Source organism: Candidatus Uabimicrobium helgolandensis, from assembly GCF_041508025.1.
GTDB classification, from domain to species: Bacteria; Planctomycetota; Uabimicrobiia; order Uabimicrobiales; family Uabimicrobiaceae; genus Uabimicrobium; species Uabimicrobium helgolandensis.
This window is the reverse complement of sequence record NZ_CP165719.1, coordinates 5,064,876-5,087,390: the sequence shown is the minus strand read 5'-3', so window position 1 is coordinate 5,087,390 and position 22,515 is coordinate 5,064,876. Positions and strand designations below refer to the sequence as shown.

Below are 22,515 nucleotides of genomic sequence, written 5' to 3'. Positions count from 1 at the left end.
AATATGTATAAATTTTTGAAAGAGATCAACATGTTTAAACTAACTAAGCTTAAAAGTATCCATTAACAATCATGGAATAGCTATAAAAAAAATATAACTTTTTTTATTTGAGTTACTAGAAATATATACGGCAATTTGGCAATGAACTTTTCAAAAACTCTTTTTCGTTACTGCATAGCTTGTTTCCTTTTATATTTAATTCACTAAGTGATGTTAATTTTACAATTTCTTTAGGGAGATGCTTTAACTTGTTATTACTGAGATCAAGAGAAACAACAGCAGTAAGATTTGTTATTTGTGGAGATATTTTCTTTAATTTATTATTACTCAAATTAAGAGTCGTCAGAAATTTAAATCTTATGTATAGTTCTGGGGGAATAAACTTTAGGTGCTTACAACTTAAATCTAATTCAAATTGACGGCCAAAACCACAATTGATAAACCTAGATCTTGTTAACTCGGTAAATACAACATTACAACGAAAGCTACAATTCTCAAAAATACAGCCTTGTGCTACGTGTTGAAGGTTTTCATTTAAATAAAAACTACAACCAAGATACTCAGTATTGTTTTCGATTTTTTCTATATTACATGATTTCATAGTCGTTTGGAATAAATTGTTTTGTTCTTCGATATAAACACTATCTGAGTACCAACAAACTATTTTTTTCCCAAAATTATGGATACAAAATAACCAACACTTGTTAGGAAAATTATAAACAAGTTCATAATTTGCTAAATCAAAAACATAGAGGTCATAATTGTGAATCAATCCGTGAACAAATAAATAACGATCATCTTTTGTTAATTGCAATATCCAAGAATAACGACCTTCATTAAAGGTAGCAGTACATTTTCCTGTTGAAATTTCCCAAATTTTTAATCCATCTAGTTTATGGCTAGAGATTAAAAATTTCCCGTTGTGAGTAAAAATCATCTTAATACAATAAAAAGTATGCTGAAATAGTTGTACTAACTTGTTCTTGTTCCAATCATAAATTTCTATTTCGCAGCCAAATTGACCTTGCACATCGCGATAACGAGAAATAGCAAGAAAATTTTTCGTTGCTAAATACGTCCAACTTCTAAATTTTGAGCCTTTTGGAATTGCGTATTTTTGCACAATTTGTTTTTGTAAAACATCCCATTTCACAATGAATCCCTCAGTATGCGAACCGAGTCCTGCTATATCGCAAAAAACAATACAATCCATTTGCACAGAATAGATATCTTCTACACCTTTTTCTACATGTATATCTTCGAGACGCATTCCTGATTTTATATCCCAGAGAATAATGATTGTTTGCAATCCAATAAGTAACCACTTTTCATTTTCATGAAATACTAAACAACATGGTTCCTCTTCAAGTTCGATAGTATGAAGTAGTATTTTTTGTTCCGAGTGGTAAATCAAACATTTGCTTGTCTCTGTATTACTATTTGTGATTACAGCAAATATTGGTTGCGATGGATGCGAGCATATTGCTACTCCTCGTTGTCGTAGAGAGCATGCGCTATCAAAACTTGTTATTGTAAAATCATGATAGGTTTCTTCTTCAAAAAGATCGTATTTTCTATTTCGTAAGAAATTCAGCACAGAAAAACCCTCTGTTATGATTATTAATTATTGCACCACGCCAGTGCCATAGTAACATCAATAACTTGATCTTTAATACGCAAAACTGCAAAATTTTATTTTTTTTGTTGCGGTTTCATTCTTGTAAAAGTCATTAAAATAACTTTGCGGTCTTTGACATCTGTGGTAAATGCTTTTGGGCGTTCACCATCGTTTTTTCGCCAACACATCTTCAGTGTATTTTCTTTTAAATCATAGACTCCTAGCACTTGTTTTTTCCCTGTGTGTTCATTGCCTCCTCTAAAATCTATTTGTTTTGTTTTTTTTGTCGTTCGTAGTTGAAATATACTTTCTTCTTTATTCTGGCCGTCATCAAGAAGCATTATATCTGCTTTTACGATTAGCTTTAGATTTTCATATGACGATTTTGGAACGTTTTGCCCAGAGGATTTTATACTGGTGGCTTTCCACACACCTTGTAATTTGTCTTCATCGGAACCAGGTTTGATTACTGCTGGTTTATATACAGGTTCTTTCTTAAGATACAATGTCATAGATCCTGGCTTTGCGCTTTCCGGAAAATTTACTGGATAGTTTTGCATAGTCCAGTGTATTTTTAGCCCTTCATTGTTGATTTGATAAAGTCCTTTTAACTGAAAATTTTGCGCTGTAATGTCTATTTTTTTCGATTTAGGATCGAGTTTAAAAGTCATTGCCCTCACATCTTGACCTTTGTGAAGTGTTAACGAATTACCATCTATAATAACACTAGCATTTCGAAGTAGTGCTTCTGGCATCTCTTTGCCATCAAAAGTATAAATTTGCGCTGCGTACCAAGTTCCTTGAATTTTTTGTTTGTCCGCTTCATCAGCAGCAACGAAAGAAAATATGAGAGAAGTAAAAACTACAAATTTTAAAAGAACAGATTTCATATTTAAGTAAGAGAATAAAAACATTTATTATCCTTTTCTAAAAGTATTTTCTGAAAACCAGATTATTTAAAAAAATATCCCTCGAAAAGTATCTCTATTTCAATACTCACCGAGGGATATTTTTATTATATTTGTGTATCTAATTTTTTTCAAAATCTAGCGCAGCAGAATTGATGCAATATCTAAGACCTGTTGGCTGAGGGCCATCTTCAAATACATGCCCTAAATGCGACTTGCATTCATTACATAACACTTCAACTCGCGGTATATTAGGAATAGAACTGTCTTTTTTTACAGCCACTTTATCTTTTGAAATGCTCTGCCAAAAACTTGGCCAGCCAGAGCCAGAATCGTATTTGGTTTCAGAGTTGAAAAGATCATTATTGCACGCTGCGCATTTGTAAATTCCTTCCTCCTTGTGGTCGTAATATTTATTCGCAAAAGGTCGCTCAGTGCCCTTTTCTCGTAAAATACGATACTGCTCAGGAGTTAATTTTTCGCGCCATTCTTGTTCTTGATCCACTTGTTTTCTCCTCTACTTATTTGCCTATTTGTATACCAAAGCTACGCGAAAATAACTAGGCACACCGGTTGTTTTTACTGTGAATTCTTTTTCTGTTGTTTGTAGTTTTTTTAAACGTCCCATAAGAGGTACTCTATTGTAATAGCGATATTGACCAACGAGAAGTCCTTTGTCATCGTGTAAAAATAAGTAGAAATTTATTTTTAAGTCTTGGGCAGAATACATTTTAACTACAGCGCGATATTTACTTTTTGACACTTCTATCAGCTCAACATTTTTTATATAGTCGTAATATTCTAAGCGTTTTCCATTATACTTCTTTAAGTCGTACAGATATGCAAAACGTTCTTTCGCTGTGGAATACAGCATATGATGTTGTTGTTCTTCATAGCGTTTATATTCGTTTTCTTGTTTTTTAAATTCCACTTTGACTCGATCTTCTTCTTTACGAAGTCTTCTTTTACGTTCGTGTTCTGTCTCACAACCTATAATAGCAAGAATGAAGAGTAGTATAAAAAATCCTCGGATAATCATGAAGAAATTTCCTTTAACAGAAAATATGTTGGTGTTGATTTAGTAACAGGTAATTTAAGTTTGACTGTTTGGGGCGTTAAATTGTCTTTCTTTAAATAATGATTCCAAAAAGCTTTATATCTAACTTCTTGTTTGTGAATATTAATCCCTCTAGAGTCAAATATGTAAATGAAAAAATGTGGGCGCACTTTTTCTTTTTCTGTTTTGTAATTAAAAATTAATTTCAAAGTACGCTTTTTATTTGAAATAAAATTAATCGTAGCTAAATAATCTAAATCGGGCAAATCGTTATGCATTTCGCGTCCCCAAGCAATTTGGCGAATATTTGGGAAGCGATAACGAAGACTATTTTTCCACGTTTCGCGCAATTCTTTGTGTAGCCCTTCTGTTTCTTGGACCATATTTTCAGTACTAATTTTTATTTCTTCTATACTTTTTCTTAGTGCTTCAACTTCAGCAGTATTAGAGTCACAGCCTATAAGCACTACAAGAATAACCAATAAGACTAGGCGCACAAATTACTCCTTATCTTTCACACAACGAAATCCAATATCATTTCGCGAAAAATCCAAGAAGAATCCTTCGCGGTAACTTATCGTAGTATGCCGCTCTTTACATTCAAAACTGCCACCACGAATTACTTTGTCTTTTTTTGTCTCAGAGTCGTACCACGAATCTGTCCACTCCCATACATTACCACTCATGTCGAAAATATTTGTAGATGTTTTTCTCAAAGATGTTCGATCCAGTGATAACAATTTCTGACCTATATTTGCGCGTTTTTTATCAAAATCGTTTCCCCACGACCATTTGACACTTGTGTGCGCTACTTTTTCGGGAAAACGCGCTGCTTTTTCCCATTCTATTTCAGTAGGCAAACGTTTACCTGCCCAAGAAGCATAAAGAGCTGCGTCGTACCAGCTAACACCAACAACAGGAAAATTAGCTAGTTTTTCGGGATAAACCCCATTCCAATGTTTCGGTGAATCGAAACCCATATCTTCTAAAAAAATATTATATTCGGCGTTGGTAACTTCGTGATCGTCAATAAAAAAAGCTTTGGTGTAGTGTTTTTTTATAGGCTTTTCGTCGTAAAAACCTTGTTCGTTTCCTATACTAACGTCGCCAGCACTGATCTCAACCATATTCGGATAGTTCTCTTGTTCTTTTCGATGTTGTAAAACATATTCTAATTTATTTTTAAAAACTTCTTTTTCTGAGAGCTGTTCTTTTTTTTCTTCTGTTTTGTTTTTTGATTCTGACTCATCAACATCAATTTTTACATAGTGATGATTGCGATCTAAATAGTTAAAAAAGTGCGGCCGCAAGAACATAATGATGCCCGTTGAAAAAATAGTAGTGAAAATTATGAACGGTATTATATGCGATTTCTCAGAAGCTTCTACAGTTTTTAAGAACGTTGTTGCAGATTTGTGTCTTTTAAGAGGATTCCATTGTATCGCTTTAATGATAGCTCTTTCAAGTTTTTTCGAAATTTTTAATCCTGGCCGCACTTTTCTCATTGGAGGTGCTTCAGGAAAGCGACTATTTGATTTTTGATGAATGAGGATACCTGAAGGAAAAGGCAGAACACGCGTTATTAACTCGTAAAAAATAACGCCTAGAGAATATACATCACATGTTCCATTTAAGGCTTTTGCAAAAAAAACCTCTGGTGCTGTGTAGTTATTACCTTGTCTTGGCGCAGCAATTTCATCTCCTTGAATATTCGTATCATACTCCTTAGTATAATTACTTTCTCCCAGGCCAACTACTTTGACAAAAGAACTAGAATCACCATTTTTTACAAGTAGTATTTTGGAAGGTTGAAGCCCTTGATGCAGTATGCCTTTTTGATGTGTGACTTCAATAATATCAAGTGTTTGTTTTATGATAGAATAACATAGTTTTGTCGAAACTTTTGGAACATCCTTCATTATTTTGCACAAACTTTCGCCTTCGATATATTCAGAAATAATAAAAGCAAAATTATCTTTATTTTGACCAAAATCTAAAGTTTTTACCCACCCAGGGTGAGAAATTTTTTGCGCTTCTTTTAACGATTTTTCTAGAACTTTGAAACCCTTATTGACAGGTTGACATGAAATCTTAATTGCAACTTCGCGCGCTGTAGAAATTTCGGAACCTTTGTAGACAAACCATTTTCCTTCGGTATTAATTGCCTCTTTTATTTCATACTTATCTTTTAAAATTTGTCCAGGAAAAACCCCTGGCGAAGATTGATGCACTTTTTTTTCTAACTTTGTTCCATCTGAAGGACAAAATAAAATATGGTCGCTATAAGTGCGCTTACAAGAAGGACATGTTTTCATAACCCACCTCTTTAAAGTTCCAAGTGTCCGTAAAAGTCTTATGCTCGTTTTTTTGTGCAATATGATCGATGCCCGATTAAGACCACTGCAAAAGCGGCAAAACAACCATAAAAATAGTAATTGTCATGTGGATATATAAGAACACCTTCCAAAAGAATATCGATAATAATAGAAGCGTGAACAAAATAATCCCACCCGTTGACAAAATATTTCCTGTAATAAATACTCGTTATAGTAAGTACGGAAAATAATCCTATTGCGATTGATTGTACTTGAAATTTTGTTTCGCAAAACATCCACGCGTGGAAAACTAAAATATATAAAACTCCTAGTACAATTGAGAACCACCACTTTTTCATCGTATATCCTATTCTTTTTTTTGCAATTGCTTTTCCAACCACAAAATACGTTCTTTACGTAATCGATTATCTTCTGTTACTTTTTGTTTTAGGGAGCCCAGAGCTTCAGCAAACGACTTACTTTTGATAAGCTTTTCAATTTGATCAATAAAAGCTTCTTCTTCCAAGAATATAGATATTTGTTGAAATACTAAATCAGTTTGTTGCAAAAGATATGCATAGTATTTTGCTTCTTTGTAATTTTTTTCTTGGAGGCTTAACATAAAAGCTTCGAGAAGTATTTCTTTTTTTAATTGCCTAGTTTTGTCATCATTTCCGAGTTTCTCGGCTGAAATAATGAAATCTAACGCTGCGACATACTTTTGCGATGTTAGCATTTTTTGCGCTTCAGCTACGTAGTACTCTCGTTGGAATGAGGGAGAAATAAATATAAAATAGGTAATAAACATAACAAGTATCACTAAAAATACCGGTAAAACTACACGAGCTTTTTTATCAAGTTTACCTAAAAAACGGTTTGCGTGGACTTGAGCAATGAGAGAATATTGCCAAACGCCATTTTTATTTTCATAGTCAAGAGCCTGTATAAAACTACGTGCATTCTTAAAGCGTTTTCGGGGATCTTTTTCCAACGATTTCGAAATAATAGCATCAACTATATGAGGTACATTGTCTACTTTAAAATGAGTAGCACACAATTTTTTAAGAGAGATAGGAGTAGCGCGTAAAATAGATTTCAGTACTTTTTGCCTTGTTCCACCAAAAGGAGTTGTACCGCAAATCATGTGATACATTAGAGCACCTACTGCATATAAATCAGTATGCCCACCAACATTTTTATTGAGAATTTGTTCAGGAGCCATATATCTAGTTGTACCAATAATGTATCCTGTTTTTGTAAGAGTTTGCTGCTCTAAACCACTAACTTCTGAAAAGATTTTAGCTACTCCAAAATCAAGAACCTTTACCTTGATTCCACTTGCGCTGTACTCGATCATTATGTTACCAGGCTTTATATCGCGATGAGCTATTCCCTTATCGTGTGCTACCTGTAAAGCAGCTAAAATTTGCTTGGCGATTGTAAATGTTTCAGAAATTGGTAGGCGCTTTTTTTGTATTAAAATATTGCGCAAACTCTGCCCAGAACAAAAATCCATAACAAAGAACATTGTACCTTGTTTGGTTTTATGAACACTACGTACAGGAACAATATTTGGATGAAGTAGTTCTAGACCGATTCGCGCTTCGTTGATAAAGCGCTTTTCGTAGCGCTCTCGCATGTCATTGGGGAAGGTATCGAGTTTCAACATTTTAACAGCGACTGGTTTTTTTAGGATCAAATCAGTTCCACGGTAAACTTTTCCCATTGCACCATCAGCAACATATGATTCCATTTTGAATCTTTTAGCTAAAACTTTACCAATCATATTGTCATTTTTTTTGGAAAAAAGTGTTTGAGTGGTCATTAGTTTTGGCGACTCTGGAACCTTTATGTATCTTTTGCAGTTTTGGCAGCGAATTTCTTTGCGCTGTTCTTTTACATTCACCTTGATTTTATGTCCACAAGGACAGCCTAAGATAAAAGAGTTCAATTTTTTTACCTTGATAAAAAAAAATGGACATCAAAAGATGCCCACTTGAAGTATGTAAAAATATAAATCTTGTAGGGCGCGTAGCCACGCCCTATTGTATCATTTTAAGTGACTTGACAAAAGTATTTCCCAAATTTCAATTGAATAACTATTTATGTTATCACTTAGAACATGCCGACATTTATATTCCTTGTAACCTGGTTCTTTTAGAAATTAGCTTCGTTACTTTCCAATGTAGAGTGCAACTTTGCACTTTTAAAACACTTCGTAACTTCCTAAAACAACTCGTATTACGTAAAACTTAAATGTCGACGCACCCTATTTTCCAGATATTTTCTTACAAATTCTTTTTACAGTGCGAAATCCAATTTGATTGCGTCTTTCTTTTGCAGAAATATAACCACGTGTTGTTACTCGTATTTTTCGTATTCTTTGTTGCCAAGAACCGCCGCGAGCAATTTTAAATTTACCATATTGCGGTCCTTGTGGATTTGTAAGAGGGCTTTTATTGTAATAATGAGCATCGTACCAATCTTGGCACCATTCCCAAACATTACCACTCATATCGTAACAGCGGTAGGACGAACAATTTTCAGGATATTCACCTACACGTGAAGTTTGACCAACATAATTGTCAAAATTACACTTTTCGCGGTTAGGTATGTCATTTCCCCAAGGATAATAACGATAGTCTGTACCGCGAGCTGCTTTCTCCCATTCAGCTTCTGTTGGTAGAGATTTCGATGACCAATCACAATAAGCTTGCGCATCGTGCCAGTCAATACCTACAACAGGCTGTTCAGGAGTATTCCACTTTGAATTATACCAAAATTGTGGAATATGCAACTTTTGGGTATTATCCATTAACGCATTTGTTTGTGGATTTTGCCCAATAGCATCTAAAAATAGCTTGTAACGATTATTCGTTACAGGAAACTTATCTATTAGATAAGCGTCGAGATATACTTTGTGTTCGGGAGCCTCTTCTAAATCAGCATCTATTGAACTATCTCCCATAACAAAAATTCCTTTTGGGATATACACCATTGGAGCATTATCCACAAGAGAAATAATCTCTTCGTTTACTATTTTGTATCCCACAGGAAGATATTCGAGAACATATTGAGGTATCAAACTAATTGCTTTATCGCGAACATAAAATATCGGAAAAACATCTGACTCTACTAGCTCATCTTCAATAAGATTTTCACAATTTACTTTTTCTAAATCGTCAAGCATCTCATCTAATGAAGAATAACGTTTTTCAGGTAATTTACGCGTTGCTTTTCGCAAGATTTTTTTTACCTTTGAAGGTACTTGTTCCCATTCCATATCATAGGGTTCATCTCCCGTAAACAAATAATACAACGTTTTACCAAAAGAATATACATCACTAAAAACAGTGGACTTTTCAGAATCCATTAGCTTTTCAGGAGCAGAATAATAGACAGAAGAATAAAATTCATTTGCTAAAAGAACATCGCTTTTCCAGTCCGCCAATCCAAAATCAGCAATTTTTATAACATCACTGTTTACATAAAAAAAGTTAATCGGTTTTAAATCTCCGTGAATAACACCTTCTTTATGTGCATAGCCAACAGCCTGCCCTATTTGATAAGCAATATTCAAACACTCTTCAAAAGACAGATTTTTTTCGTGTACTTTTTGCTGTAGATTTGGACCTTCAAGATATTCCATTGCTACCCACGAATGACGCGCATTTTTTAATGACACATCATATATTTTAACAATGTGCGAATGATCTAAGCGCTTTGCTGTTGCAACAGCACTCCAAAAATTTTCTCTTCTTTTTTCTGAATCGTATTCGGGTCTTAATACTTTGATAGCAACAATGTCATTTGTTGCATGCCGAAGTACTTTATATACAAAACCCGTTCTACCTTTAGCAACAATCTCAAGCATTTTATATTTTTCATGAGGAAAAAGAGCAAAATTTTTATTGAGGAATATCATTTCGTTATAAACCTCAATTGCTTTTTTATGCTCACCACTTTCTTGTAGCATTTGAAAGTAAATAAAATACACACGAGCATCGCGTACACCTTTTTCGATGAGATTTTCTACAATAGTTATGGTACTAACTATTTTATCTAGATCGTACAAACTCATTGTCAAAGAATTTACTATTTGTAAACGATGATTTTCTGGCAAAGTACTCCATTCTATCGACTCTACAACATCACGAATACTTTTCATGAGTTGTTCTTCAGAAGAATTAGAACGGTTTGGTAGTAATACATTTTCTAAGTCGTGAACTTTATTGCGCTGTATCCCTTGTAACTGTGTAAGAGTTCGCAAAATAATATCTAGCTTTGCATTCATATCGCGATGATCTTGCGCCAACTCGTCTAGCTTGTACATAACAGGGCCTAAAAGCTCGCGGTACTTTTCTTGTAAATCACAAACTTGATCAATTGTTGAGAGACGTGTTGCTTGAGTTCCCAATACACTTAAGTTCGCAAAGTTTTGATTTTCCATCGAATCGTTAATCTGCTGCTTTACATCTTGCAAATCTTTCTGAATTCGTTCTCTATCTAATCGACTAACAACTGACGATAAATTAACATTGCAACTTATTTCCAGATGGAAATGTGCTACTAAACCTTCCATCAATAAATTGCGGAACCACAGTAATTGTATTAACTCTTTTGCTTGTGGAAGTTCATTTTGGATGTTGTTGATTATTACCTCACCAATTTCTTCTCCAGAAGCAGCAAATTTATCTACTCCACTTAAATTCTCAAGTAACTGATCTTCACTGTAAGCAGAAAAATCGATTATCTTGTCGTGAATTTTTTCTAGATCTCGGCACTGTTGAAGTACTTTAGAACGAAAATCCGCTAAGCGTTCACCTGTATAGCCATACTTAACAGCAAAAGGCGTAATGACTTCTTGCGCAAATTTTGCAGCTATTTGCTTACGACTTTTAGGAGAAAGCAGTTCATTTTCACCCAAAGCAATTTTCAAAGTGCGAATGGATTCATTCCAAGAACGTTGCATGGAGTCAGCTATTTTAGAAACACTTTCACCATACTTTTTTAATCCCTCTACGATATTTTCGATAATCAAACACCCAGGACTTATACCTTCCAAAAGAGCAGAAGCTACCCACGAAAAAATACTAACTACATTTTTCATGATATAGATCCTAAGTGGAGTGTGTGAGATTGTATTAGTCTCATATTTCCTCCTTTCTTCCTGGTTTGCAGTAGCGTTCACCATAATCTGAGAAGGAGTTTGCTTAGGATGTTATCTTTAAAAAAATGATAACGCCCTAGTTGTTCGCCAACAAATTGTCGGAGTGTATATACTTAGACGTATTTCAAACAGAAATATTCATGGTTAATTTGTAAAGGCATGTAAATTTTGCAATAAATATTGAGATAAAGCAAGTTAATGGTTTGATTTAGAAAAAAATTCAAGTAAGTCATAAAGAATTCATAGCCATCTAAAACATGTTGCTTAAGAGATTATTTGTTTTTATGAGTAGACAGAATATTTCCTACTACAATAGTACAACAAAATAGTGTATTTTGCCATTTATTTTATTTGGTGGGTAATTTGTGATAAAACTATTCAATGACCAAGATTTTAGGAACACCCTGCCATGGGTGTCCCTAAAAAGAATGAAAACGATGACGCCCTCTTCTGCTGTTACGTGAATCCATACCAAGAAACGCACCAACAAAAGCGTATTTTTACATCTTTGCGAAATTAAGGCCCGTGATAAATAGATACATTTTTAGGTTCAGTAAAAAATCGTAGTGCTTCTAAACCACCTTCACGTCCAACTCCAGACTGTTTCATACCACCAAATGGTGTGCGTAAATCCCTCACCAACCAGCAATTTACCCACACCACACCAGCCTGTAAATCACGTGAAAAGCGATGCGCTCGTGTTAGGTTTTCTGTCCAGACTGTTGCAGATAAACCATAAGGAGTACAATTTGCAAATTCTAACGCTTGTTCTTCTGTTTCAAAAGGCACAACACTGACTACTGGTCCAAAAATTTCTTCTTGGTTTATCCGCGAATGCGGGCCAAGGTCTGTTATTACTGTAGGTTCAATAAACCATCCATCTTTACAACGGTCTGCGGCTTCATACGTCTTGCCACCGCAAAGAATTGTCCCACCTTCTTTTTTTGCAATCGTAAAATAAGAAAGTATTTTTTGCATATGATCTTCGGAAACGATAGCTCCTTGTTTTATTTCTGGATCGAGAGGATCACCAATAGTCAATTCTTTCGTTTTTGCGACGAAGGCATCTATAAATTTATTGTAAATTGATTTTTCAACAAAAATTCGAGATCCACATAAGCAAATTTGCCCTTGGTTAACAAAAGAAGAGCGCACTGTTTCACTTATCATTCTTTCAAAATTACAATCATCAAATATGATATTTGGATTTTTTCCTCCAAGCTCTAACGATATTTTTTTGAATAACGGAGCAGCAGACTGTGCAATTTGCGCACCTGTTTTAGAACCGCCAGTAAACGAAATAACTGGAATTTTTTTATGCAAAGTAATTGCTGCTCCTACTTCAGCGCCATAACCATGTACGATGTTTAGCACTCCTCGTGGTAGCCCAACTTCCTCACAAATCTCACTCAACATATAAGCTGTAACTGGAGTAATTTCTGAGGGTTTTGCTATAACACAGTTACCAGCGGCTAATGCGGGAGCAATTTTCCATGTAAAAAGATAAAGTGGTAAATTCCACGGTGAAATACATCCTACAACTCCGATAGGTTGACGTAGGGTATAATTAGTTATCTCTTCGTTACTGTACGACTCGGAACAAAAATGTTCGACAGCAGTAGCAAAGAATCGAAAATTAGCTGCCGCTCTAGGAATATCAACCGCTTTTGATAGCCACAGTGGTTTACCATTATCATTGGTTTCCGCTAGAGCCAAACCTTGGTGACGTTGTTCTATTTTTTCCGCAATACGTAGTAAAAATCCGCTGCGTTCATCCACCGACAATCGTGACCAAGTAGAAAAAGCACTTTGCGCTGCACTTACCGCATTTTCTATATCTTTTGCGCAAGATCTTGGCGCTTTAGCGTAAATTTTTCCTTCTGCTGGATTAAAAATATCAATATACTCATTAGAACTAGGTGATACTAGTTTACCATCTATGTAATTTGTTAATATTTTCATTTTATTTTTCTTTGGCTATTGCTAAACGTATCGAGTTTGTCATTTTTTGAATTTGAGCGAGATCTTTGTTAATTCCAACCATCATGTTTGGAGATTGCTGCATTTCCATAATTTTCTTAAAATTGTAATCAATACTCTTTAGATATTTTATAAAAAAGTACCAACTAACAGGGATATTTTTTAATCTATGAGTTCTCTGTAAAATCAATATTTTATTAGTATCTGCTGTTAAACCAATTATCTTAGATTCCCATTTTTTTTGCCAACGTGTTAACTTTCTTTTATCAAATTTTTCTTGCTGGCGACTTTCGATAAAAAACATGTATTTATCTTGGATTTCTTGTTGCATACTGGAAATTTTAACAAGCGCTTCTTCCATTTGAGCAAGTAACTTTATTTTTTCTTTTTCTTCTTTGCTCATCAGTCCTTGCATCTTGTTAAATATAGAAAAAAAAGAATCTTTTATGGCATTTTGCAACTCACTGACGTCTCTCGTCGTTGTAATATCTGCAGGTAGGTTAATACGTGCGTTATTGTATAGTTCTCGAGTATAAACATCGCTTACTTCATTGAGAAGATTTACAAGACCATTAAAGTCTTGTAGAATTTTCGGATGTTTTTTCATAAATATTGATTTTTCATAGTCTTTTAATCGTTTTTCAAAGTTTTGTATTTGTACCACAAAATTTTGACGTTTTTCTTCCCAAAATGTTTTACCAAATTTTGTTTGTAACTTGATGTATAAATCCGAAAAGTTACCATAAATAGAGTTGATCCACGCCAAATCCTGCTGGACACTTTTTTCATCCAGAAACTCAGCAAACTCTTCGTCTTTTTTAATTTCATTGATAAGCCGTACAATATTATTTTTATACAACTTGGTTCTAGAATCATTCAATATTTTTTTTTCGCTCTTGCTCAGTTTTAGATGTACGAGAATTTTTTGGTACTCGCTATTAAGTATCCCTTCGCAGTAAGTAAGAATATTTTGCATTTTCTTTATACTTTTAAATGAATAAGGAATAAGAACACGTCGGGCTGAGTGCTGACGAATATTTTTTTGCATTCCAACTAACTGCTCTTCCATTTGTTGATGCCAACCGCTAATCTCGTCTACTTTTGGCGGCGAAGGTTTTTCTTTTAGATATTCACTACTTTGTTGTTGCAACTGTTCGTGAAAAACACTTACTTGATCGACAAAACTACGAATAAAAAGATTATATTCTTTGCGTTTTTTTACTTCATTTTGAGGATTACCAACATACTCTTTTTGTGTTTCTATCTGTCGTTTGTTATTCTTTTTATATATTAATTTGATCTCGTAATTCCCAGGTAAAATACGTTTTTTTATAGGAAATTTGTAACTAAAACGCCCTTGACGCACATATACCATTTTTTCACTTCGAGGAACTAAATAACTATCTAAGTATAAAGTAATATTTACCCAATTTCGCTCTGGTAAATCAACTTGTCCGTTTATTATCCAATAATTTACTTGCTCAACTCTTTCCTTAGAGAACTCCATTGTCGCTTGTGAGAATAAACACAAGTTACAGACGAGCGCATAGAATATATATCTCATTGTTACCTTCCTCCTGCAAGATTTTTTACGCAACGAAAACCCACATATAAACTAAAGTCTTTACCTCTGTGGCTCCATAGTGGATATTGATCTGTATCAAAACACTTTTTTTGAAAATGACCTCCGCGAGCAACATAAAATTCTACAGTTCCGCGGCCTTTTACTTTTTGCTTTCTTAATGTTTTTGTCCACTCGCGAACATTTCCTCCAAGATGAAGAATACCGTACGGGCTCACATCTTTGTTTGTTTTATCTACTGCAACTGTTGTATATTCCTTAGGTTGTGTCAAGAAAATAAACTCTTTTTTATAAAAAAGCTTGTTTTCTTCCTTAACCGGAGATATGTTTCCCCAAGGATAACGTCTTGCATCTGTGCCAAGTGCAGCAAGTTCTAATTGTTCTGAAGTTGGCAAGTCTTTGCGATAGTGTTCTGCATATTCACGTGCTTGTTTCCAAGTAATACCAACAACTGGATGATTCTCTAATCCACGTGGAATTTTGCCTTTTTTCCAGCTTTTTGGATTATAACGCACATCACTAATTTTGTTTGTTTCAACTAAATATTGTCTATATTTTTTATTTGAAACTTCACTACGATCCATCAAAAAATGAGATATTGCGCGAGAATTTGTTCCTAAAGGATAGCGTAGTTTTCGTTTAGCAGACAATGGTTTTTTTGGCCCAAGTTTGACATTTTTTGCTGTTGGAATATAGATCATATTGCGATAATTGGCATAATCTTGCTTAGAAAGCATATTCATTGAAACGTATAATGTTTTATGCTGTCTTCCTGCAAATATAAATCGCCGAGCTGTGAAATGTTCATCTCTTACAAATTCAATTAAGTACCACTTATCCTGAGTAATATTAACAGGCCTATTAACTTTTCCACTGTGTATGACCTTATCGAAAAGAATAAGTTTTGCTGCGCTAACAGCGTATATTTTAAAATCAGCGTCATTTGGGGTTACACTAAAAGTAATTTCGGCATGAGAACTGTTGAGAAAAGTGTCTAGCTCTTTTAAGTAAGGGTGCTGTGCATCTAGCAACTTGAATTTTACTACTTGTTTCTCTATTTTATCCCACTGGTTTTCCTTACGCAGTTCTTTGAGTTTTTTTAAGGCTCTTTTTAAACGAATATCTCGTAAAGAAATTGTCGGTTTTAAAAACTCATCGACATCTGGAATGTAAGGTACAAATTCATTCGCTAATATTTCGAACTCTTCAGACAAAATTGTTTTTTGTGCTTTGTTTGCCGTTTGGATCGCTGCAAAAAAATTTCCTTTTTGTTTATATTCTTGAGCTTGTTCTAGCCAACTATCCACTTTTTCAATCATAGAGTCCAGATTATCTTTTCGTTTTTGAGTTTCAGCGCTGTTAGACAAAAAACTACTTATCATAAAGAAAATCGTCACAATTGCAACACCAGTAATAATACCTATTTTACTTGACTGAACAAAGCGGGAAATCTGCGCTCCCATCGATGGAGGCTTGGCAAAAATAGGTTTGCCAAGCAGAAAGCGCTGTAGATCTAATTTAAAATCGTTGGCGTCACTATAACGCTCTTCTGCTTTTTTACTTAAGGCTGTTAAAATTATATTTTCTAAATCACGCGGAATATTAGCGTTTAATTTTGTTGGTGCCTTTGGAGGACGTTTACTAATTTTTGCTGATAGTTGGTCAAAAGACTTTCCTGTAAAAGGAACTGATCCTGTTAGCATTTGGTACAAAATAATACCAATAGAATACAAATCAGACCTAGCATCCAATTTTTGACATTTAATTTGCTCTGGAGAACAGTAAACAGGTGTTCCCATAAAGATTTTTTTGCCACTAGCTTTAGTTGTTGCGTCTGTTGCTAAACCAAAATCGGTGATTTTTAGATCTTTATCGCGTACAAGAATATTGGCGGGTTTTAAATCGCGGTGTAAAACATTATTCTCGTGAGCGTGTTGTATACCTTCAAGCGTTTTAATTGCTACTTGACAACTATATTTAATGTCTTGTTGAAAAAACTTTTGTCGCGATTTTATCAATTGCTCTAGATCTTTTGCAGGGAAGTATTCCATAGCAATGAAGTAACCTTCTTCACATTCGCCTACTTCGAAGACGGTAACAATATTTCCATGTGAAAGTTTTGCCGCCATACGCGCTTCTTGAATGAAACGCTGATTCTCCTTCTCCGAAGCATGTTGCCTCGAATGTAAGATTTTGATCGCAACTGTACGTTGTAGCTGTGGATCTTCAGCAAGATAGACAACACCCATACCACCTTTAGCAAGCTCTTTTTTTACAATATATTTTGCTAAAGCACCGCTTTTTTTTATACGCTTACCAGCTAAACCAGTCTTTGGTGTTTTGCTACTTTTCTCCACCATTGTTTCGCGATTTATTTCGAGATTTTGTGCACCTTGAGGATCTAGGTAAGCACGAATATACTTCGCCATCTCTTCGGTACTTTGAAAGCGATTACTAGGTTTTTTTTGTAGCGATTTCAAACAGATTTTCTCTATTTTTTCGGGAACATCTGGATTATTTGCTGAAGGGGGAACAACATCTTCGCGTACTACAGCCATCAGAGTTGCCATAACAACCTTGCGCTCAAAAGGAGCTTTTTTGGTTAGCATATAATAAAGAATGGCGCCCAAGCCGTAAACATCGCTGCGTGCATCAATTTCATCGATACGTCCCTGGGCCTGTTCTGGAGCCATATAACTTGGCGTTCCAAGTACTGTTCCCATTTGGGTAAAACTATTATCGACATCTACAGGTTTCGCTAAACCAAAATCCATCAGCATTGGTTCTTTGCCTTCAAGCATCACATTTCCTGGTTTTAAATCGCGATGAACAATCCCTTGTTTGTGCGCATGAGTTAAGGCATCTGCCACTTTGATGATGATACCTAAACAATCATTATAAGAAGGTTTTTCTTTAGTTATATAATCGTCAAGTGTTATCCCATTCACATAATCCATAATGAGATAATCACGTCCACCTTTTGTACCATTATCAATAACTGAGACAATATTAGGATGCTTAAGCTGTGCAGAAACACGTGCTTCGCGAACAAAACGTTTGGAGTCTTGGTCACTCATTGTTCCTACTTTGCTTAAACTACTTCCTGTTAGTTTCAAGGCAAAATGCTTATTAAGTCCAGGGTGGTATATTTTAAAAACTTCAGCCATTGCTCCTTGTCCGAGCTTAGCAACTACTTCATACTGTTTGAAGTTATTTCCTAGCCACTCTTCCGTTTTTCCAGCTATATGTTTTTTAAGATATTCGCCTTCACTTCCTGAAATGATAGAGTCTAATTCAGGAATGGGCTTGTTGTCTTCACTCATATACTTACCGATCTTTCATAAAACCAGGGCGTGTTCCCATATAATGGACTGTACACTGTAAGTGTTCATAAAAAAAGCAGACGTGTGCTAATGCACCGCGCCTGCTTCTCATTATGTACAAAACTATTAATCGAATAATTCGATGTTATAGAAAAACAATAATTTTGTTTGATAAGTAATTGTAACATCATCAATTACTGGTGCGTCAAATGTTATCTTATCTTCTTCTTGTTCAAAAAGAATATTAAAGTTGAATTCGGCACCTTCTGGTGTAACAATTACATCACCATCTTCTCCAATTGAAGAGCTACCATCAAATTCGAAGTTTGGAATTTGTTCTCCAGCAGAAGATCCTGCTCCTGCAGGCTCACCATCTTCATCGATTTCTGGTTCAACACCTTGTGCTTCGGCAGCTTCGGCAATGAGACGTTCCGCTTTACCTGCTTCAACACCTACTTTTCCAGCAGCCTGAGCTTCGAGATTCACTTGACCTAGTGCTTTTTGTGCTAAGACAACTACCGGCTCTACTGATCCGTTTACAACAGGAGGAGCCTGTACTTCACTCTCTTCGTTCTCTTCGCTCTCTTCGCTCTCTTCGTTTCCTCCAGACAGTTCGCCGCGAATTTCTTCTTTTAACGCATTTATCTCGCCAATAAAACCATTCCTGAACTCTTCGTGTCTGTTTAGAAAAAATATCATTCTTTGACCAGCATTAATTTTGAAGATAAAAATTCGCTTGTCTTTTATTTTTTCTAGTTTTTCAAAATTTTTGCGAGAAAAACCTCTACGGAGATTATTATCCATATCTAGTTCATCCCAAACTTCTCGCCACTTTTTCTTTAAATCTGATAAAAACAATTTTTCAAATTCTTTGTTACTAATTTCTCTACCAAAAAAATCAACACCATTGTCTTCACCAAGAATAAATTCTCTTAAAACTTTAACCGCATCATTATCAACACCTTTAGTTTTTCCACTTTTGATAAACTTTGGTTTCCGTTTTTCACCAGGGGTATAACTCGTTATATATTCGCTATTGGTACTCGCATTCTCAAATTCCTCTTCATCAACTGGTTCATCAAAAGAAAAAGAATCTTGGTTCTCGACGAATGCTGCTGGATCAATAGCATCTTCTGATTTGCGAATAGTAAACATAAAGCGACCTAAACGAGTTCGATTGGCATCTAGTTGTGGAAATTTTCCACTAAATAAACCCATTACATTATTCTCACCATTGACAAAACCAGTTGGAGCTACGCGTGTTATTAAAAATGGACCAGCACCTGGACCACCAGCGTCACCTATTGCGCCTTTCGCAATACGAATATCATCAATTGTCATTGCAGACGAATATATATGTGTGTTAAATGTTGCGCCATCTTCTCCAACAAAAGAGCGTAGAACACTACCAAAAAACATGCGTGCGTTACTGCGGCTATTTTCTTCTGTTCTTTCTATAATCTTTAGCTTCTCTGACAATTCTTGGTTTACAGAACTACCAGCATCACTATCATCTGCAACAAATAAATCAACGCTTACTTCACTGCGTGGAATATTTGCCAATTGCCCTTCAGTTTCGGAAGATTCTACAGGGTTTTCAAGTTCAAATAGACGATCAGGTACAGTATCATCGGAACCCAAATGATCTGTATTTTCACCAAAAAGCTTGATACTATTGTCTATGTCAAGATTAGTTGTATCTTTCCATGATACGGCTAGATTATACCACTTGTGTTCCTCTACACCAGAAAAAGAAGCTTGTCTACTTGATCCAATAAATGCAGGAAGATTATCTACATCGTATACACCATCTGGACTAGGAGCACTATATATATCACCAGAATCTGGCTCTGGTCTATCATTTTCTAGAGTACCATCTGCTCTGCGTACACCAGGCTGCAAGTCATAAAATTTGCGACGTGCTTGTATAGCGATACGTCCATCACTTTCGCTGTACTTCATCTGGATTTCCATTTGCACACCTTTTAAACCATCTAAACTATTGCCACCATCAGAGGTGCCATTGTTGGTAAACGGTGTTGTTGCAAAGAAAACTGTGCGGAACTTGCTCCAGCTTTTATTTTTGTTTAACTTAAACCAAAAAGAAACTGTTCCATCACTCTCATCAGAAGTTGCCATTTCCTCAACGGTATCAGGAAGAGGCATGTTATCTTCAGAAAGGTAACATAGAGTTTCGTCTTCTTTTGGAAGTCCATCTGCTTCATCGTCAGGATTTTCGTGAAAAATTACTCCGTCAGATGCTAGGTCACCAATATTGTTTTTATCACCACTTTCTGATGCTTTAGGAAACATTATTCCTGCCACTTTTTCGCTTAGCAAGTCTGATGTTGCATCATCTGGATCAGCAAGAGTAACTGGATCTTTTTGTTTGTGGTCACCTACTGCATGATCAGCGTTTAGAGTTAGTTCTAAAGCTGTATCTTCCGGTGTACTCGCAACATCAATTGCCGAAGCGCCGTTGTAGTTAGCGCGGAAAACAACACTTCCACCATCAACATCATCTTTAGAAAATGTTGCAATTTGCCCATCAGTTTCTAAGTAGTTCAAATCAAAGCTAACCGGAGTTACATGTCCAAATTGCTCGCTCACATTATCACTGACAGAATCTTCATTAACAACATCTATGTTATTTAAGTTATTTCCCGAAGAGTAACCATTCACTTGTTGAAAATTATTAACAACAACGCTCGGAAGAGAGACCAAAACCTGCTCATTATGTAGTTCCGATTGAGTACTTTTAACTTGAGAAGAGAAAATACGGCAAACAGTTTGACGTTTGTGAGACTGAATAACATTTCCTTGGATGTCGATTAATTGACCTAAAGAGGTAACTTCAAATAACCCTTGTACGTGAAATGTCAATTCCGTTGTTACTTTGGTAATATCAGTTTTGTTGATATCTTGGTAGAGCAACAAGTCTGGATTTGTTCTACGCAAATGCACATTTGGATCAGCCATTGCATAAACAAGAAGAGCCTTACGCAGTTTAGCTGTAGCATCACCAGTAAAAATATCGAAAGCACCGCGATTTCCAGAAGTATCTGTTGTTAAAAGAAAGCGTTTGAATTTTTCCCATGTACTTAGTGGGTACTTTTCCATAGCAGCTTCTTTTACATCGTCAGAATCGCTTTCTTCAAATAGCTTTTCTCTTCGCACGTCGCAAATACGGTTAGCTAAAGCCTTTGCTTCGTCAAAACTAATTGATACTGTGTCACCTTCATGGTGAAGACATTCTAAACCAGCGAAAACAGAAACAAGTACTGGCCACGAAGCTAAATTTACATTAACTGCAGCGCGCGAATCATCTCTATACTGTTCCAATTCAGGGTCACCAGGATTTACCGCAGTAAGATTTGCATCGACTGGGCGCGAAATAGTTCCCTCTTGGAATGGATTTGCAGATATAAAATCCCATAGGTACGGTAAACGGCGTTTATCGATACCAGGAATGTTTGTTATCTGGTACTTTGTCTTAAATGTACCACCTGCCAATTGCTGGCGTAGAGCTAGTATATCTTTTGCTATAAATTCATCTCTCTCAGTTGAAAACAAAGGTCCATTTCCCGCTGCATCCAGAGCTCCTTGCCCTTGAACAAATTTACTGAAATAAGGTTCGCGCAAAGCAATAGCTCTACTTAGATTTTCTAGCATATTTACTAAATTTAAGTCTGTAGCTACTTGATCATTATCAGGTATTTGAGAGTTTAGATCAAGTTGTGCATCCAAACTAAATATTTTTAATGAATATGCCGGAACTACACCGTTAGGTAATGTTTTTTCTGTATGTGAAACAACCAAACGATTTAACACTGTTTTTGGTAGATTAGTACCTTGATCTAAATCTGCATACGATAAATGCGGAGTAATCATTTGTGGATTGTCTAGATCTGCAAAAACGCGATTCTCATTATCGCCAAAAATAGTATTGCCAGAACTTATATTCTGCAGTTCTTCTAGCGGTATTCCTGCACCGGTATCATCGTCAGGAGCTTCGGCAGTAGAAGCTAAAGGCTTTAGAGAACTATAAGTCCAACGTCTTTCACCTATAGGTTCGTCATCTTGCTTTCCAAATCCTTGAGGAAGTGAAAAAAATTGTCCCTCAAAATCGCGGCGTAGTTTAGATACAGCAAAACTAATTCCCGCCTCGCTAAGCATTCTAGCCTTGAAAGCTTCTGTGAAATTCACTGAAGCCGCGCGTTCGTTACCAGCTATTCTCGCAAAACTAACTGCCATTGTTGAAACGACAAAGAGTACTGCTAGAACAGTGATAAGAGCGTTTGCTTTTTTATTGTTTGTTATTTTTAATATCACTTGTGAAACCTCCTATCCCATATTTATATATTTTGGTAGAAGGTAAAAACAAACATGAATACAGAAAATAGTTGCTCGCTATGTTTAATTGTAGATTTATTTACAATTGATATTGTAAAATGTAAAGTCGCTTCGTTTTCTGTATTGTATAAGTTCGTTGTTTGTTTTTATCTTTTTTCCTACATTGTGTGTATGTAGAGTTTTACATACTTTTTAACTCTTTAATCATA

The 22,515-nt window shown here is 35.4% G+C and carries 13 protein-coding genes; all 13 read right to left on the bottom strand.

What is annotated here, in order from left to right; genetic code table 11:
- Nucleotides 1-115: 115 nt before the first annotated feature.
- Nucleotides 116-1,597: a hypothetical protein gene (locus tag UABHE_RS18570; protein WP_372364740.1), complete on the bottom strand. Its 1,482-nt coding sequence runs from the start codon at nucleotides 1,595-1,597 to the stop codon at nucleotides 116-118.
- A gap of 95 nt (nucleotides 1,598-1,692) precedes the next feature.
- Nucleotides 1,693-2,532, bottom strand: coding sequence for a TIGR03067 domain-containing protein (locus tag UABHE_RS18565; RefSeq protein ID WP_372364739.1), 840 nt, complete (start codon nucleotides 2,530-2,532; stop codon nucleotides 1,693-1,695).
- A 115-nt stretch (nucleotides 2,533-2,647) separates the two neighbouring features.
- Entirely contained in the window at nucleotides 2,648-3,031 is a 384-nt protein-coding gene (msrB, locus tag UABHE_RS18560; protein ID WP_372364738.1) for a peptide-methionine (R)-S-oxide reductase MsrB, read from the bottom strand.
- Between the two features lie 24 nt (nucleotides 3,032-3,055).
- On the bottom strand, nucleotides 3,056-3,565 hold the full coding sequence (locus UABHE_RS18555) for a hypothetical protein (protein WP_372364737.1): 510 nt from the start codon (nucleotides 3,563-3,565) through the stop codon (nucleotides 3,056-3,058).
- Nucleotides 3,562-4,080, bottom strand: a complete 519-nt coding sequence (locus tag UABHE_RS18550; protein WP_372364735.1) for a hypothetical protein — start codon at nucleotides 4,078-4,080, stop codon at nucleotides 3,562-3,564. The genes UABHE_RS18555 and UABHE_RS18550 overlap by 4 nt, the downstream gene beginning before the upstream one ends.
- Before the next feature lie 3 nt (nucleotides 4,081-4,083).
- Entirely contained in the window at nucleotides 4,084-5,898 is a 1,815-nt protein-coding gene (locus tag UABHE_RS18545; RefSeq protein WP_372364734.1) for an SUMF1/EgtB/PvdO family nonheme iron enzyme, read from the bottom strand.
- A gap of 38 nt (nucleotides 5,899-5,936) precedes the next feature.
- Nucleotides 5,937-6,257 carry a hypothetical protein gene (locus tag UABHE_RS18540; protein ID WP_372364733.1) on the bottom strand — a complete coding sequence of 107 codons (321 nt, stop codon included), beginning with the start codon at nucleotides 6,255-6,257 and terminating at the stop codon, nucleotides 5,937-5,939.
- An 8-nt stretch (nucleotides 6,258-6,265) separates the two neighbouring features.
- Nucleotides 6,266-7,849, bottom strand: a complete 1,584-nt coding sequence (locus tag UABHE_RS18535; RefSeq protein WP_372364732.1) for a serine/threonine-protein kinase — start codon at nucleotides 7,847-7,849, stop codon at nucleotides 6,266-6,268.
- A 318-nt stretch (nucleotides 7,850-8,167) separates the two neighbouring features.
- Nucleotides 8,168-11,008: an SUMF1/EgtB/PvdO family nonheme iron enzyme gene (locus UABHE_RS18530; protein WP_372364731.1), complete on the bottom strand. Its 2,841-nt coding sequence runs from the start codon at nucleotides 11,006-11,008 to the stop codon at nucleotides 8,168-8,170.
- A gap of 576 nt (nucleotides 11,009-11,584) precedes the next feature.
- On the bottom strand, nucleotides 11,585-13,030 hold the full coding sequence (locus tag UABHE_RS18525) for an aldehyde dehydrogenase (RefSeq protein ID WP_372364730.1): 1,446 nt from the start codon (nucleotides 13,028-13,030) through the stop codon (nucleotides 11,585-11,587).
- Nucleotide 13,031: 1 nt separating this feature from the next.
- Nucleotides 13,032-14,612 carry a hypothetical protein gene (locus UABHE_RS18520; RefSeq protein WP_372364729.1) on the bottom strand — a complete coding sequence of 527 codons (1,581 nt, stop codon included), beginning with the start codon at nucleotides 14,610-14,612 and terminating at the stop codon, nucleotides 13,032-13,034.
- 2 nt (nucleotides 14,613-14,614) lie between these two features.
- Complete coding sequence (locus UABHE_RS18515; RefSeq protein WP_372364728.1) at nucleotides 14,615-17,953, bottom strand: protein kinase; 3,339 nt, start codon at nucleotides 17,951-17,953, stop codon at nucleotides 14,615-14,617.
- Nucleotides 17,954-18,079: 126 nt separating this feature from the next.
- Nucleotides 18,080-22,285: a hypothetical protein gene (locus UABHE_RS18510; protein ID WP_372364726.1), complete on the bottom strand. Its 4,206-nt coding sequence runs from the start codon at nucleotides 22,283-22,285 to the stop codon at nucleotides 18,080-18,082.
- Between the last annotated feature and the right edge of the window lie 230 nt (nucleotides 22,286-22,515).

What these genes read in the sequence shown, in the direction of transcription:
- UABHE_RS18515 (WP_372364728.1), bottom strand. Translation starts at nt 17,953, where the DNA reads ATGAGTGAAGACAACAAGCCCATTCCTGAATTAGACTCTATCATTTCA.
- UABHE_RS18530 (WP_372364731.1), bottom strand. Translation starts at nt 11,008, where the DNA reads ATGAAAAATGTAGTTAGTATTTTTTCGTGGGTAGCTTCTGCTCTTTTG.
- UABHE_RS18545 (WP_372364734.1), bottom strand. Translation starts at nt 5,898, where the DNA reads ATGAAAACATGTCCTTCTTGTAAGCGCACTTATAGCGACCATATTTTA.
- UABHE_RS18540 (WP_372364733.1), bottom strand. Translation starts at nt 6,257, where the DNA reads ATGAAAAAGTGGTGGTTCTCAATTGTACTAGGAGTTTTATATATTTTA.
- UABHE_RS18555 (WP_372364737.1), bottom strand. Translation starts at nt 3,565, where the DNA reads ATGATTATCCGAGGATTTTTTATACTACTCTTCATTCTTGCTATTATA.
- UABHE_RS18525 (WP_372364730.1), bottom strand. Translation starts at nt 13,030, where the DNA reads ATGAAAATATTAACAAATTACATAGATGGTAAACTAGTATCACCTAGT.
- UABHE_RS18520 (WP_372364729.1), bottom strand. Translation starts at nt 14,612, where the DNA reads ATGAGATATATATTCTATGCGCTCGTCTGTAACTTGTGTTTATTCTCA.
- UABHE_RS18565 (WP_372364739.1), bottom strand. Translation starts at nt 2,532, where the DNA reads ATGTTTTTATTCTCTTACTTAAATATGAAATCTGTTCTTTTAAAATTT.